Consider the following 14,428-nt stretch of genomic DNA (forward strand, 5'->3'; position numbering starts at 1 on the left):
AATTTTTAGCGGGCTACCGTCCACTCATGCTCCAACATACTGAACATCAAAGAATCCCGCCACCCATCTTTAATAAGTAAAGCATCCCTTAATCTTCCTTCATAGGTCATACCTATCTTGGTGAGCACCTTGGATGATCCACTATTCCTAGGGTCACAGGTCGCGTATATTCGATGTAGTTGCAGTTCTTCAAAACCGAACTTTAACATCCGTTTGGCCGCTGCTGTAGCGACTCCCTGTCCCCAGGCATCAGGATGGACAATATAGCCGATTTCGCCGCTTCTGTCCGTATGGCTTCTAATGTTTAATTCAATCATGCCGATCAAATGTTCAGTTCCTACTGCAACTATGGCTTGCGCGAACCGAGTTCTGGGAACTTTTTGAGAGTCTTCTAGTGCTTGGTTTACAAATGAAAGGGGCAGCGTTAGCCTTAAGCTTCAGCTCATTAACTATTCATAGGGTTGAGAGATAGGGATCGAGACGATAAACTGGGTTCCTACCCCAACCCTGCTCTCCACTTCTATTTTACAATCATGCATTTTTAGAATTTTTAAAACAATGGATAATCCAAGTCCATTCCCTTTATGAACGCTGCTCCGCGCTTTATCCACCATATAAAAACGATCAAAAATGCGGGGCAATGCTTCCTCTGGTATGCCTTGACCAGAATCTTTAATAGAAACCTTCACAAACGCAATAGAACGCTCGATTTCGACATGAATGATACCCTCTTGGCTTGTATATTTTATAGCATTATTGATTAGGTTTTGCCAGACTTGATCAAGCAAATCCTTATCCACCATAATTTCGCAGGGCAATAAATCTAATTCTATCTGAATGTTTTTCTGTGCCCATTGTGGCTCCGCCCGAACGATCGCTCTTCTTAACTGTTCATCCAGCTGAAAAGTGGTGAGATTAACCGGATGATGTTCTGAATCCAGCGAGGCTAATCTAAGCAGATTGTCACTTAGGCGGGATAAGCGCAGCGTTTCCTGATAAATAATATCCAGATGCTCTTTTTGCTCTTCTACTGGAACGACACCATCTTGCAGCGCTCTAGTAAACCCTCTAATCGACGTAAGTGGAGACTGCATTTCATGAGAGACATTGCTGACAAAATCATCACGAACTGAATCTATCTTTTGCAGCTCACTAGCCATATGATTAAAGCTTTCCATCAGTTCCCCGAACTCATCTTGATTTTTATGCGTCAATCGTACAGATAAATCGCCTGATGCCATTTTCTTAGCAGCTTCCGTCAGACGTTTGATAGGCTTCACAATGAAACCGGACATCAAGAGAATCAGTAAACTTCCGATGACTAAAACCGTTAGAAGTGTAAAAAATACGTTACGTCTGAATGTGATCAAGCTCGACGAAAAATCAATTTTAATGATGAGCGCAGCTTTCTCCTTATCTACGATGGGAATGCCAACAATAGCAACACCAGACTTATCACTAAGCATCACCGCGTCTGAGGAATCTGGCTTAAATAGAGCGGCAACCTTCTCCTTATCCACTGAAAAAACAGCATCACTCCACTCATTCACTCTCACTTTCGCAATATCGACACCATATTTATTGAGTAGTTTAGTAAATGCCTGTGCTTTTTCCGGATCATCGATTAGGTTAAGCACTTTTGCTACGTCTCCAGCTACTCTAATGAAGATATGGTTTGGGGTCACATTATTTTCGGAAAACCGTACATTTAGCAAAAAAGAGATCATTAAGCTGACGATCACAATCCCAATGAACGTAATGACAATACGCAGACGCAGACTTTTTTTCAACATTTAGGCCAACTCCAGACGGTATCCAAGTCCTCTTACCGTAGAAATAATTAGCTCGGGAATCGATTCCAATCTTTCTCTCAGACGTTTGATATGCACATCTACCGTACGCTCGTCGCCTTCATAATCGACACCCCAAATATTTTCTATGAGCTGAGAACGCGTGAATATTTGCCCTGGCGAACCCGCCAGAGCAAATAACAACTCACATTCCTTTTTCTTCAACTCCACCGTTCTCTGAGCCGCAACAACGGTCAAATTCCCCAGATCAATCATCACTGCGCCTAATTGAATCACACTCGAGGAGGTTAAATGATATCTTTTTAATAGTGATTTTACCCGCAGGACCAATTCTATGGGATCAAACGGTTTGACTAAATAATCATCTGATCCGGCATTAAATCCTCTGACTTTGTCCTTAGATTCTCCTCTAGCTGTAACCATCAGAATTGGAATATCGATATAAGATCGGATATCTTCGGTCAATTCAATACCATCTACATTCGGCATCATTACATCTACAATCGCCAAATCGATCTTTGTATGCGCTAGAATGTCTAATGCCTCTTGACCGTCTGCTGCTTCCACTACGGAAAATTGGTTTTTTCAAGATATAATCGTATTAATCTACGGATATGAGAATCATCATCCGCCACTAGAATCGTGTTCATCTCTCAATTATCCTCTCCGCTAACCTATTTATTCATATCGTAGAGATTCCATTGGATCCAGTTTGGCAGCCTTAGAGGATGGCATCAAACCGGCGATAATACTAATCAGGGTACTCACAACGATCCCAAATAACACATAATAACCGGATAGATTAATAAGTTTCACTCCAAAAGCATTGTCCAAGAAAATATTTAACACATAACTAATGACAATAGCAAAGAGTACCGCAAAGATACCGCTGAATACACCTAATAAAGCTGATTCAGAAAAGAATATACGCTTAATATCTTTTTTCCTTGCGCCAATTGCCCGAAGAATCCCGATTTCCTTAGTCCGTTCCACTACACTGATATATAGCACAACCAATATCATGATCCCTGATACGAGAAGTGAAATCCCGGCAATACCAGAGAGAACTATAGTAGCCATATTCACATAAGTTGTGATTCGCTCCATGATTTTTGCCGATTGAGAACCTGAGAACCCAGCATCAACAGCGGCTGCATTAATATCATTCACATATTTCATATCGGTTGCAAAAGCATTAACTTGAATTGGACCTATTGTAATCCCCTTGTCAGCATACATTTGCTCCAAAGTCTGCGCTGGAAGATAACCCGTGGGTTGCATTTGCGCTCTTGGATCAGTGCTTTCATAAATACCAGAGATAGTGACTTCTTGTTCCAATGTGACCGGTTTATGCTTAGCATCCATTTCATTAATATATAGATGAATCGACTTCCCTACCAAAGACTCTGGACTGTCGTTTCCGCTTAATTTACTTGCCGTTTTCACGGGTAATAATATCTCTTTGTCCTCTGGAAAAGCCCCTGCGGTAATCGTCTCTTTATCAAAAGCATCCGTTAAGGTAGTTAATTGTGTAAGACTAACCGTCTGATCTGCATAAACCATAGTAGATTTGCCCGAAATGGAAGTGATGGTTTCTACATAATCAACATTTGGAATATTTCGAATGGTTTCAATATCGGCAGCCGTAAACGTTTCGCCCGGCAACATCATTGCCTCTGGACCTTGCATGCCTTTAGCTTCTTCACTGGGTTTAGTTATATCCACGAGTAAAGGATCCATACTTGAATTAATTTCGTCATTCATATAGTTCGTAATTCCATTCCCTAAGGAAAGCATCAACAGTACGCTTAAAATACCAATAGACCCACCCAAAGCTACCAATACATTACGTTTGGCGTTGAGCTTCATATTCTGCAGAGCCATTTTAAAAGATGCAAATAAACTGAGATTCCGGGATGACCCCTCTCCTCCATCGTAACTAATCAAGGAGCGGTCCTTTAACTGAATATCATCTTTAATCCGTCCTTCTTCCACCTTTACGATACGGGTACCAGAGTCGGCTACTTTCTGTGAGTGGGTCACGGTAATGACCAATATCCCTCTTTTGGCTATGCTGTCCAATAAGGCTAAAATTTGATCGCCGGTATCCTTGTCCAAGGCCCCTGTAGGTTCATCTGCCAAAATAATATCAGGATTATTCGCTAGCGCGCGGGCAATGGACACTCTTTGCTTCTGTCCACCGGACAGCTGATTGGGACGTTTTTTCAGGTGCTCTTTCAAGCCTACCTCAGTCAAAATATCTATAGCACGTTTATTGCGGTCCTTCTCACTGGTATCCGTCATCTGCATCGCCACTGTAACATTCTCCAAAACTGACAGATGCGGGATCAGATTGAAATTTTGAAAAACGAAGCCAATATTGTTCTTGCGATAATCATCCATTTCCTTTTCGGTCATCGTGCTTAAATTCTTTCCGCGGACAAGGACCTCGCCCTCATAATCGGAGTCCATTCCCCCAATGATGTTCATCAGTGTGGACTTTCCGCAGCCAGACTCACCTAGAATAGAGACGAATTCACCTGTCTCAAAGCTTAGATTCACATCATGGAGTACTGGCACCTTTTCTTTACCGTACAAAGTATATGATTTCTTTACATGTTTAACTTCTAATATTTTCATTTGTTTCTCTTCCTCTCCTGGTCATGCTCTATATCTCTTTTGATGTTTCATATCCTAACAAATTTGTGTGAACTGATAATGAACTGGATAGCCACATGGAAGAGTCAGAGCTACAGCAGATATTTAGGTTAAGCAATATAAAAAGGCGAATTCACACTCAAAATGAGTGGAACTCGCCTTTTCTATTCGGCTGATTTTCAAAAGAAATTAGTGCATGAGGTAATAAGCTAATCCTCCAACTTGTTTGCCGGCGTAATAAACGATGTCTATAATCACCACTGTTAATACAAATTTCGAGAGCAGCGGATATTTCTTAAATAAAGGCTTTATATTTTTCTCTATGTACTCCATTCGCGCGCTTCCTTTCTTAAGCTAGTGCTCTTTTTCGGATCAGCCTAATCTGGCCTCTATGATTGATTTCATCCTCAAAAACGTGAAACCACATAAAATAGTAGTTCGCAGGTTTGTTATGCCAGAATTCCTCTTCAGTATATAACCAATTATCATCGACGGTTGCGAATAATTCATAAGTCTTTTGTCTAACTTCATTTAGGCGATCTAAATAATAGCTTAGGTCATTCCCCTTAATATTCGCTCGTCCTTCGTCGCCTAAATTTAATGCTGGTCCCCATCTCGTTAGCTCTTCTTCAGACAAATCTCTTTGCTCAAACGTTGCCACTTGATATGCAAATTCTACAGCAGCGTAGTGCAATAATAACGCTCCAATAGAGTTACTCTGAGCATCCAATAAATAATCCAGTTGTTCCGCAGTTAGACCCTTAACGGCTTCTAATGTTGTATATCTTGCATAGTTCATCATGGATAAAAGTCGGCTGATTTGCGGGGAGTAACCTGGGATATCTGTAATCAAAAATATTTGGTTCATGTCAATCATATGGATGTTCCTCCTTGATTTCTTCAGAATAATACTCTAAATACCTGAATGGTTCAGAATTATGAATTACAGGTAATGACGATCAAGATGCAAAAGTGAGGTGCTTAACACATGAATAAAACTAACAAAACTATGTATTGGGTTGTATGGGCTTCAACTTAGAAAGTCTCCATCCTAACAAGACCTAGTCGCTTCCCTTCCACTATAGCTTCGGATCTGGAATGTACACTAAGCTTCTCAAAGATTCTCGTCAGGTTATACTCTACAGTCCTTTGTGACATTAAAAGCTTGCTGGCTATGTCTTTATTGCTTTTTCCACTAGCTACTTCTTGGAGTATTTCCTGTTCTCTTTGATTAATGGACACTTCTTCAAGCAGCCGATTATCCCGGTGATTAGAAATCTTGATATCATTTCTTCGTAGCTGTTTAAGTAAAGACACCGGAATGACCGCCTCATTCCTTAGTGCACAACGAATGGTATTTAACAACTGTTCTCGGGAAGCTGTTTTAGAGATAAATCCTGTGACCCCTGACTCCATCAAAAGATTATAATGAGCACTGATCTCATATCCGGTATAAATCACCACTTTAGATTCAGGATCACGTTGAACGGCTCTTTTGGCGAATTCAAGTCCGCTGATCGTAGGCATGTTGAGGTCGCATAAGATCACATCAAATTCTTGTTGCTCAAGCCTATCCAAAGCTTCCAACGCTGACAAAACAAAAGTAACCTCCATATCCGCGTCCTGCTCAATCATAGTTTTGGTTCCTTCTCCGACTGAAGGATGATCATCAACCAACAAGATACGTATCATCGTCATCGCCTCCTCTGTGCTTTTCTTCTACAAAAGCCATTGTCGGTAAATAAATAATAACCTCCAGTCCCTTCCCTTTCTCCGAGGTAAAAGTGCACTCCCCCTCTAAGCTAGCAACACGTTCTTTGATTCCAGACAGGCCCATATGCTGAAAAGATTCCCTGATATCAACTATATTCATGCCAATCCCATCATCCTTATATCGAAAATAGAGGTGCTCTTGCTGGTCCAACTCAATTTCAATCTGATTCGCCTTGGCATGTTTCCCGGCATTCCGCAGGAGCTCCTGTACTATTCGATACAACGCAATCACCAGGTCTTCACTTAGCTCACCAATCGGACTGGATGTAAAGGTGATAATGTAGTTGGACTGCAGCTGGGCATACTCAAACAATAGTTCCAGTGCCTTCACAATTCCGGTCTCTCTTAGCAGCGGTGGACGTAGTTCATTGCAGGTCTCCCTAATCTGATATATCACATCCAGAAGTCCCTCTTTAATCTGAAGCAGCTCTGGCAAAATATCCGCCTCAATATCATGATCGGAGATCAGTGTTTCCAGCCTGCGAAGCCAAATGAGCTGATCCTGAAGAGCAGAATCATGTAAATCCGCCGCCAGCTTTCTGCGTTCTTTCTCTGATAAGTTAAAGATCAGGCGTAGAACCCATGGTGCTGCATGTAGCTCTTTTTTCATCTCTGCTTCAAGGTCTTCAATCAAGCCTTCAATAAGATATAAATTCTCATAGACAATACTCGCATAATTTGCGAGGGTATTTAACCAGTTAAGCTCATCCGAATTAAGCTTTGTATGGTTCTTCTTATGATCAATCCAGAGGAGATGAAATTTTTTTTGGTGACGTCCGATTACGAGTAAGATCCCCTGTTTGAGTTGAACTACTTCTCCTACCTTAAAAACTGGAGATTTCGATACAAATTCTATGTTGATCTCTTGGCCCGAATTGTCGACTATTTGTTCGAGGTTACTCATATCCTCATCTCTCTCAAAAAAAGCAGACCGACTAACCGGTAAAATCTCATTGATTTCCTTGTAAATTGCAGCCTCCAAATCAGACCGCATCATAACCTTGGAGATTTGCTTCGAGAATCGCTCCAGACTACCTTGATAATGATAAAGCTCACGGAACAGTTTAGGCCGGAAATAATAATCTATTTTCTCCTTAAAGAATAAAAAGATTGTAATAGATAAATATACAACCAAAAACATCTGAATCCATTTGATCCAATCATACTCTTGCCTGCTCTGAATGATCGCAAGTACGGCTACAATCATTAGCGCCGGAAAAAAAGCAATTAATAAATAATATTTAAACCGATTAAAAGCGAAATCAATATCAAATAGTTGCCTAGCCGTCAGCAGATAAAAATAAGTAACTGGCATCAAAAACAAAAAGATCGTAGTAATTTCGTAAGGAATCAAGTTGACCCCAACAGCAATGGGTGCAGCTGAGAAGAGAACAAAAGGTGTAAACGCAAGGATTTGTCCGGTAAGCATAATTTTAAACATCGATTTAAGCGCTGTGCTTCGATAAGTAATGTATAAATATAGCAGCTTAAATATGCTGTAAAAAATCCCGCAAACAAAGAACCCAATAATAATTAACCTTATAAAGGAATACAAGGATCTATCCCATGAGTAAACCATTAGACTGGAGGTAGAAAATAGGCTTAATAAAATAACCAGGCCGTAGTATATTTTGATTACAGTAGTAGATAAAACTAATACATCAAATCGTTTCAGATATACTTGGAGAAAGTGAATAAAAACCAGTGGAATTAAAGGCAACACGCAACCCATCGCGATTCTACCTATAAGATCAGATCTACTTGAGGCATATCCCGCAAAGTAAGTTATTCCGACTAATAAAAAGAATAAAATCAGCAGCTCTGCTGAGCGCTCCCCGCTTCTCCTGCGGTATAATAGAAGGCTTAACACTGCCAAAAAAACAAATGTCGCTCCAGGGACTACAAGCTGGGTAAACGTATGATATATGGAGGATTTATTCTCAATATCATAATGCAAAGCAAGTGGAGCACCCCCCTTGGAGTTACGAAGAAGGTCAACGGATTGAACCTGAGTTAAGCTTCCATATCTAACAGCTTCATCCACTTTGTCAATCGGTTTCCCATTAACCCGTAATAAGATATCCCCTTCCCTTAAATTCTGTTTATACCCTTCGCTAAAAACGTCTGCCTCAGCAATATAATATTGCCCTCGTTCATTCTGCTCCAGACCAACGCCAAGCAAGATATTAGAGTGAATGACCCCCACAAAATGAATAATAAGAAAAGCAAAAATGCAAAGTAACCCTGATATGAATAACTGGCGGAGTTTTACTGTCATTTCAAATCCCCCGAACGAACAAAATTATACATATCTCTATTCTTAGTTGGTATTCCCCTACCATTTTATATGAATCACACAGGAAATTATATACTTTTATGCATGATATTCCTTCCCTTCTAAATGTCCGCATTGAATTATAGCTCTATTCTGTCTTTTTGCTGTTTCACTCTGTGGTTTCGATTCAGAATCCATATAGCTGCGCAGCCATATAAAATCACTGGAACCCAACCGCTTTCCCCGGCCACATACTCCAACATAGGTGAAGAACTGACAGTTATATTGTGCAAAACATTATCTACAGCATTATTAGTTCCGTGTAAAAGCACTGCCGGCCAAATACTACCGGAGGACAGACGCAGTTCATTTATAATGATGCCCGCAAACATAACAGATAAGGTAAAGAGCACCACCACGAGCCAGCGGCTTCCAGAGGAATGATAAGCACGCGGCCCAAGAATCCCCGGATAATGCCATATAGCCCAGATTAAGCCCATTGTTACACTAGAACTTACTCTTCCCATCCATTGAAAACGCGGGAGCAGCCAACCCCTCCAACCGATCTCTTCCCCCAAAGCAGATAACGAACCAAGGACAATGTAAACGAGCAAATATATAACAATCTCGATCCATGAATCTGGAGGAATTAAGCTTGAAGTCCATTCCATCCAATAGACAGCATAACCCGCTCCCAGTGAACCTAAGGGAATAACTAAAGCCAATATGTATTCTTTGCCTCCCCTAAATTTGAAGCCCAACCTTCTCCATCCCTCAGCACTGTATCCATCTCTCACAATCAGAAACATCATGATACATACTGTGAAAAAAGGAGTAAATCCATACAGACCTTGCGCCGATTCCGGAAGCAGCAACATCCCTAACGCCATTGCCCATACGATAATAATAAATAGTAGAGATTGTTTCTTGTCTGAGAGCAATATTATCACCTGACTTTTTTAGATATAAGGAACTACATTTTCCTATTTAATCCAATTGTATATAAACTGGCAGGACGTTTCACCGAAAACAACGTTCGCTAAAACCACAATTCTTTTGCGGTACTGCTTATCTGTATGCCGCAAAGTCTTCAGAAAGGTTGTCCCAAAAATAGGGAAATGGTGTGCGATGTGCGATGTGCAGCGTAAGTGTAAACTGATTAGGGAAATACTCCCTGAAAATAGCCGATATTCGCTCTAAAAGGACAAAATCAGGGAATTCCTCCCTAATAATCAGGGAGATTTCTTTATTAGTTACTGAATCGGCCAAAATTTAGGGAAGTTTTCCCTAATTATATGTCTGATGAACAGAAATCTCTGAATTTCAGGGAGAAATTCCCTGCTATGAACGAATTAGTCAATTCCCCTGTTTTCCCCTTTAACTAGAGGGTTTTCAATCCCTTGGGCACAGAGACAAAATGCGAGTCGTCGGCTGGCAATCTGCTATCCGTGGGTTGGTTACCACATATTATGCCTACGTCGAAGGAGCTTCCGTAAACTAATTTCGCACGTTAGATCAGGGATCCTGTGCACAGGGAATTCACGGATTCTCCTCGAACCTTTCTCTTTGTCTCCATGCCCCAAGGATTCAAATCTTTTGGGTATGTTTTTATTTTTTTTCGTTTCACCTACGCCATTTTTCGTTCTGCCTCTACCGCAATCGACCAGATAAATCCAATTAACTCACGACCCACTGCTGCCATGGTTAAATTTCGGTGTTTCCCGCGTCTGACTAATTTTAAATACTTGCTGTGTAACCGTTCTTGGGCTTTCCACGACGTTTCATGGACATGAATACTCTGGCCCTCAAGACGCACTGCTAAATCTCCCTTGACGGCAGGGCGGTGACGGTAACTCCATGCGGACTCCACCAGTGCGCGCCGCACTCCGGAATTTCCGACTTTTGTAAGACTCCCTCTTTTGGTACTTGCTCCCGAGGAATATTCCCGTGGCACGAGTCCCAGGTAACTCATGAGCTGAGCCGGTGAACGAAAACGTTCGAAATTTCCAATCTCGACAACTAAAGTCATAGCTGTCAGCAGGGCGATTCCCCTCAGGCCTTGCAACGCTTGAATGACAGGTGCGTAAGGGCAGATCTGTGCTTCTTCTCGCATTGCGGCTTCAAGTCGCTTGATTCGCTCCTCCACTTCCCGGAGCTGTTGCAGGGATTCGGTAAATACCCGTTCTTGAGCTACATTATTAAACTTCAGCATAGAGAGCCATTCCCGGTACCTTTTGGTCCAGCGTTTTTTCATACCCTCTGGCTTGTGAATTTGGTGGCGCAATAGAAAATGAATGAGCCGTTGCCGAGCCCGATGTAGGTCTTGCCTAGCATCTTCTCGTGCACGAATGAGATCTCGTAAAGCTTCGAGTTCTGGCGTTGGCACATAGATCGCAGTCAATTCTCCAGCCCGGTGTAACTGAGCCAGTTTTTCTGCATCCCGTCGGTCGGTTTTTATGGCATCTCCGGGACGCTGTGGCATACGCGAAGGTGCAATTACCACACAGGAAATTCCCATCTTCGTCAACCAGCGGTATAAGTCGTACCCCGTAGGCCCGGCTTCATAGCAGACCTCCAGTGTAATCCCTGAACCTTTGAGTTTCCGAATCATTCGAGCCACTGCATCTGGGGTATGGGGGATGGCTCCATAATATCGTGCGGGTTCCCGACCCTCATCTGCAATCGCCACCGCAATTTTTTCTTTAGACACATCCAAACCGACGTATTTTATGGTATTCTTCATAGTAACAGCTCCTTTCGCATGTAGCTCTGTAATGGTTGTCCTTTTAACTTCCATTTTAACCTACGGTGTGCGAAACAGGGGCTGCCTTTCGTTCATCATAACTAATTGCTGTATAAGTGCTTCGCTTATTGCATCATTTGGAGCATCACTAGGTACGCCCCTTGATTCAATTGGTTATCAAATAAAGGATGCTCCGCCGTACGCCGAATGATGAAACCGCAAAGTGTATTTGGATAACCGAAGAACAAACGAAGATTGCGGGGATCTCGGGGATTCCAGTGATTTCTGCTTTGCGGCACAAAAAAGTGACGTTAGAGATCGGGTGGCTTTCACTTGCCCATAATTTACTGAAGCAAGCTGCAGTTGACCAAAAATGCAGAACAGCGATTCTCCAATATTAGGAGAATCGCTGTTCTGTTTGGCTTTTATGGTTTTGGGCATGAACGTTTTGGGGACAGCCTTTTTCTACCTAAATATTCTCTTAATAGGTCCACCAGTTGCCAGACATAACGATCATCGAAAACAGCTTGATGCTGTCTTCATAGTAATCTTCTGCAGCACTGCTTGCTGTGTGGCTCCAGAGAGAATTCAACCAGCTTTGGTAAGTTGATGAGGTCATCGCACTGACCCCAAATGGAGCATAGAAGGCACCGCTGTTGTAACTTCCAAATACGGTTCCGTTTAGCTTGTACCCATCTTTTATACTACCAGGTGTACTGCTTACTTTAGTCTTAATCCAGCTATTCATCTTATTAAGCTGCGTAAGCGCCCTGCTGTCTCCAGTAATCAAATAGTCTGTTGCAATACGCCATGGGGTACGACAAGAATTGTAATTGTAATTCCCGTCATTGGCATCTTCAAGGAAATTCGCCGCAGCAGGTTTATACACACCCCCAGAGTAAACTACGAAATCAGGCAAGAGTCCAGTGCTAGAACTATAACCCGTATTAAAGCTATTTATAATCGTGTACGTTTTATCGATAACATTCGTCCAGCGGGTATCTCCTGTAGCCTGTTGGAATGCTTTTAAATGATTTAGCATGAAATCCGAAGGTCTAGTTGCTGTATTATACGAGCCACTATTCGCCCAGTCACCTAGACGGATCGTCCACTGTGTCTGGTTAATCTCATTGTCCATAATCGCATTGATGATATCTTTTGCAGCTTGTAAATAATTGATCGTACCACTACTTCCCCACTGCTTGTCCGCAAGCAGCAATGAGAAAGCTATATCCATATCTCCATCTGTAGCCGAATCCTCTCCTTCAATGTTTTGAAAGCTGCTATTTTGCTTCCAGGACATCAAATAAGGGTTAATTGTACTTGGATGAGCCTTGTAATAATTATATAAGCCGTCAAAATAAGTCTGAGCATTACTGTCATAACCAGCCATCAAAACTGTGAACAACATCCCGTAACCATGTGCTTCAGATACCGTTTCTCCATCTGAATTATACTTAACGTAATATTTGCCAGTGCCAGCTGGTTTGAGATAGGCCGTTTTCCACGCATCCCATTTGGTCTTCACTGAATTATCCATACTGGTCTGGGTTACATTGTTCGGCTTGATAGATCCACTCGTGTAGGTGGTGTGTTGCGGAAAAGGTTTGTTCACTGCTGCAAACGCGGAACCGGCAGGAAGAATACTAATTATCAAACATACGACAATAAGGCTTCTCCAACTCAACCTAAGCTTTGCATTCTTCTTCATCATTCATTGCCTCCTCTTCAATTGTGGTAATTTGAAAGAAAACAGCAAGCTAATTCGTATTCGTCATCATTGTAATACAGAATATGGAATTAATATATAATAAATCCCATTAATAGATCATTAGTACTATATATCTGAGACTTAGATTTGTTCTCACTCCTCAACTAAAAAAGGATGATCCCACAACCAACTTCATTCATGGCTGTGCAAACATCCTTTAGATAAAAATTCATTCGCTATTCTCGTAATTTATTTAATTTAAGTCGATACGCAATGTATGGAAGACCCGGAAAGACCAACATACAAAGTGTGACCACTACTAACACTAGGCTGATATTCCTCACCATCTCAGGTAACCATCCATTAACGCCCAAGATCGCTAGGAAGATAAAAACAATCAAAGCTATAAGCAATGGCAAGGCTGCTTTGCTCATCGTTTTCTTTTCACGTTCATATTTGTCAATGAGGGTCCCAGTGTCTGAGTAGATAGGCGCCGTACCTGCAGCTGCCCGAAAGATATGAAACCCATTTCCGGCAGAACAGACATAGGTCCATCCGGCATCTTCAAAAATCAAATAATACTCCTCATCCACATTCGTGTGATAATCTACACTGTACTCAAAAGTCTGGGGATCTCCCTTTCTTAACTTATAACCAAATGGTGCAAAGCTTTCCAGGAGCCAGCCCCTTTTGGCATACTTACTCAATTTCTGCATATCACCTTTTTCAGTAAAAGCTAAGCCCCCGCTGGTCACATATTTTGTATTCTTCATGCCTATTCCCCACCTTTTATTTGAGAATTTGTTCTGCATGTCTAATCATTTCTTTTCGGCGCTCTACTTCTTTTCTTAGCAATCCAATCCCTTTTTCTGTTGCAATATACGTTTTTCGTTTGTCATCCTCTTCTTCTTTATACAGCTCAATAAATTCAGCCGCTAACAGCTTCTTAATGGTTGTATACATGGAAGCAGGCCCAATTGAAAATTGATTGTTCGTCATCGTTTCGATCGATTTCATAATTAGATATCCGTGTTTGGCTTCGACTAAAGATAAGAGAATATAAAATGCAGTGTCTGTGAGCTCTCCCATTTCCAATGAGTCCGTTCTTGACACTTAATCACCTCCTCATATGTATCATTAAAAGATATATCATTAAATGAACTATATCTTTTAATGATACACTTGTCAACTGCTGGCATAAAATTCAAACTACCTTCTCATACTAGGTGAAGAATATGGAGGTGAATGTCATGCCCAAAAATAGTGCCAATCCCAAAGAAGCTCCAGGTAAACATCAACCAAGTAAGAAAAACAATGCGGAGAATAACAACAATTTCAATGAAGCCGCTCAGATGGTGAACATCGATAAGGCTGCTGATTATGTGCCCAGCTTAAACGGTGTCTCCAAAACTGATGTCTAAGCTAGACCGCTAATAACTTCTTATATTTCAAACAAA

General features: G+C 41.5%; 14 protein-coding genes and 1 pseudogene. 2 read left to right on the top strand and 13 right to left on the bottom strand.

Annotated features, from left to right (window positions below):
* Positions 1 to 5: 5 nt before the first annotated feature.
* The 10 genes and pseudogenes from MHH86_RS27635 to MHH86_RS27680 form a co-directional block, all read right to left on the bottom strand.
* Complete coding sequence (locus MHH86_RS27635; RefSeq protein ID WP_081383647.1) at positions 6 to 422, bottom strand: GNAT family protein; 417 nt, start codon at positions 420 to 422, stop codon at positions 6 to 8.
* 27 nt (positions 423 to 449) lie between these two features.
* Positions 450 to 1,793 (bottom strand): HAMP domain-containing sensor histidine kinase, encoded by a 1,344-nt coding sequence (locus MHH86_RS27640; protein WP_081384401.1) that lies wholly within the window; start codon positions 1,791 to 1,793, stop codon positions 450 to 452.
* Positions 1,794 to 2,461 (bottom strand): annotated as a pseudogene (locus tag MHH86_RS27645) (response regulator transcription factor).
* 28 nt (positions 2,462 to 2,489) lie between these two features.
* The gene (locus MHH86_RS27650; RefSeq protein WP_076273495.1) at positions 2,490 to 4,451 is read right to left on the bottom strand and encodes an ABC transporter ATP-binding protein/permease; all 1,962 of its coding nucleotides are present in this window, start codon (positions 4,449 to 4,451) and stop codon (positions 2,490 to 2,492) included.
* A gap of 207 nt (positions 4,452 to 4,658) precedes the next feature.
* Positions 4,659 to 4,802, bottom strand: a complete 144-nt coding sequence (locus MHH86_RS27655; RefSeq protein ID WP_162636847.1) for a hypothetical protein — start codon at positions 4,800 to 4,802, stop codon at positions 4,659 to 4,661.
* Positions 4,803 to 4,818: 16 nt separating this feature from the next.
* Positions 4,819 to 5,337, bottom strand: a complete 519-nt coding sequence (locus MHH86_RS27660) for a DinB family protein (protein ID WP_036680360.1) — start codon at positions 5,335 to 5,337, stop codon at positions 4,819 to 4,821.
* Positions 5,338 to 5,504: 167 nt separating this feature from the next.
* On the bottom strand, positions 5,505 to 6,161 hold the full coding sequence (locus MHH86_RS27665) for a response regulator transcription factor (protein WP_036680324.1): 657 nt from the start codon (positions 6,159 to 6,161) through the stop codon (positions 5,505 to 5,507).
* Positions 6,139 to 8,520 carry an ATP-binding protein gene (locus tag MHH86_RS27670; RefSeq protein WP_342479556.1) on the bottom strand — a complete coding sequence of 794 codons (2,382 nt, stop codon included), beginning with the start codon at positions 8,518 to 8,520 and terminating at the stop codon, positions 6,139 to 6,141. Before MHH86_RS27670 ends, MHH86_RS27665 begins: the two co-directional genes overlap by 23 nt.
* Before the next feature lie 137 nt (positions 8,521 to 8,657).
* Entirely contained in the window at positions 8,658 to 9,467 is an 810-nt protein-coding gene (locus MHH86_RS27675; protein WP_342479557.1) for a CPBP family intramembrane glutamic endopeptidase, read from the bottom strand.
* A 677-nt stretch (positions 9,468 to 10,144) separates the two neighbouring features.
* On the bottom strand, positions 10,145 to 11,260 hold the full coding sequence (locus MHH86_RS27680; protein WP_036683961.1) for an IS110 family transposase: 1,116 nt from the start codon (positions 11,258 to 11,260) through the stop codon (positions 10,145 to 10,147).
* A 188-nt stretch (positions 11,261 to 11,448) separates the two neighbouring features.
* On the opposite strand from MHH86_RS27680, the gene MHH86_RS27685 reads away from it, so the two are divergent.
* The gene (locus tag MHH86_RS27685; RefSeq protein WP_249267771.1) at positions 11,449 to 11,661 is read left to right on the top strand and encodes a hypothetical protein; all 213 of its coding nucleotides are present in this window, start codon (positions 11,449 to 11,451) and stop codon (positions 11,659 to 11,661) included.
* Positions 11,662 to 11,741: 80 nt separating this feature from the next.
* On the opposite strand, the gene MHH86_RS27690 is transcribed toward MHH86_RS27685, so the two are convergent.
* The 3 genes from MHH86_RS27690 to MHH86_RS27700 all read right to left on the bottom strand — a co-directional run bounded on the left by MHH86_RS27690 (position 11,742) and on the right by MHH86_RS27700 (position 14,084).
* Positions 11,742 to 12,974 carry a glycosyl hydrolase family 8 gene (locus tag MHH86_RS27690; protein WP_342479558.1) on the bottom strand — a complete coding sequence of 411 codons (1,233 nt, stop codon included), beginning with the start codon at positions 12,972 to 12,974 and terminating at the stop codon, positions 11,742 to 11,744.
* 233 nt (positions 12,975 to 13,207) lie between these two features.
* Positions 13,208 to 13,744: a DUF2812 domain-containing protein gene (locus tag MHH86_RS27695; RefSeq protein ID WP_036681393.1), complete on the bottom strand. Its 537-nt coding sequence runs from the start codon at positions 13,742 to 13,744 to the stop codon at positions 13,208 to 13,210.
* Between the two features lie 16 nt (positions 13,745 to 13,760).
* Positions 13,761 to 14,084: a PadR family transcriptional regulator gene (locus tag MHH86_RS27700; RefSeq protein WP_036681391.1), complete on the bottom strand. Its 324-nt coding sequence runs from the start codon at positions 14,082 to 14,084 to the stop codon at positions 13,761 to 13,763.
* Positions 14,085 to 14,221: 137 nt separating this feature from the next.
* On the opposite strand from MHH86_RS27700, the gene MHH86_RS27705 reads away from it, so the two are divergent.
* Positions 14,222 to 14,392 (top strand): hypothetical protein, encoded by a 171-nt coding sequence (locus tag MHH86_RS27705; RefSeq protein ID WP_155288200.1) that lies wholly within the window; start codon positions 14,222 to 14,224, stop codon positions 14,390 to 14,392.
* Positions 14,393 to 14,428: the final 36 nt, after the last annotated feature.

The sequence above is a fragment of the Paenibacillus sp. FSL F4-0097 genome, from assembly GCF_038593125.1.
GTDB classification, from domain to species: domain Bacteria; phylum Bacillota; class Bacilli; order Paenibacillales; family Paenibacillaceae; genus Paenibacillus_AQ; species Paenibacillus_AQ odorifer.

Bases quoted from the DNA above. Each gene is read 5' to 3' on its own strand.
- MHH86_RS27640 (WP_081384401.1), bottom strand. From the start codon at position 1,793: ATGTTGAAAAAAAGTCTGCGTCTGCGTATTGTCATTACGTTCATTGGG.
- MHH86_RS27650 (WP_076273495.1), bottom strand. From the start codon at position 4,451: ATGAAAATATTAGAAGTTAAACATGTAAAGAAATCATATACTTTGTAC.
- MHH86_RS27655 (WP_162636847.1), bottom strand. From the start codon at position 4,802: ATGGAGTACATAGAGAAAAATATAAAGCCTTTATTTAAGAAATATCCG.
- MHH86_RS27660 (WP_036680360.1), bottom strand. From the start codon at position 5,337: ATGAACCAAATATTTTTGATTACAGATATCCCAGGTTACTCCCCGCAA.
- MHH86_RS27665 (WP_036680324.1), bottom strand. From the start codon at position 6,161: ATGATACGTATCTTGTTGGTTGATGATCATCCTTCAGTCGGAGAAGGA.
- MHH86_RS27670 (WP_342479556.1), bottom strand. From the start codon at position 8,520: ATGACAGTAAAACTCCGCCAGTTATTCATATCAGGGTTACTTTGCATT.
- MHH86_RS27680 (WP_036683961.1), bottom strand. From the start codon at position 11,260: ATGAAGAATACCATAAAATACGTCGGTTTGGATGTGTCTAAAGAAAAA.
- MHH86_RS27685 (WP_249267771.1), top strand. From the start codon at position 11,449: ATGCTCCGCCGTACGCCGAATGATGAAACCGCAAAGTGTATTTGGATA.
- MHH86_RS27690 (WP_342479558.1), bottom strand. From the start codon at position 12,974: ATGATGAAGAAGAATGCAAAGCTTAGGTTGAGTTGGAGAAGCCTTATT.
- MHH86_RS27695 (WP_036681393.1), bottom strand. From the start codon at position 13,744: ATGAAGAATACAAAATATGTGACCAGCGGGGGCTTAGCTTTTACTGAA.
- MHH86_RS27705 (WP_155288200.1), top strand. From the start codon at position 14,222: ATGCCCAAAAATAGTGCCAATCCCAAAGAAGCTCCAGGTAAACATCAA.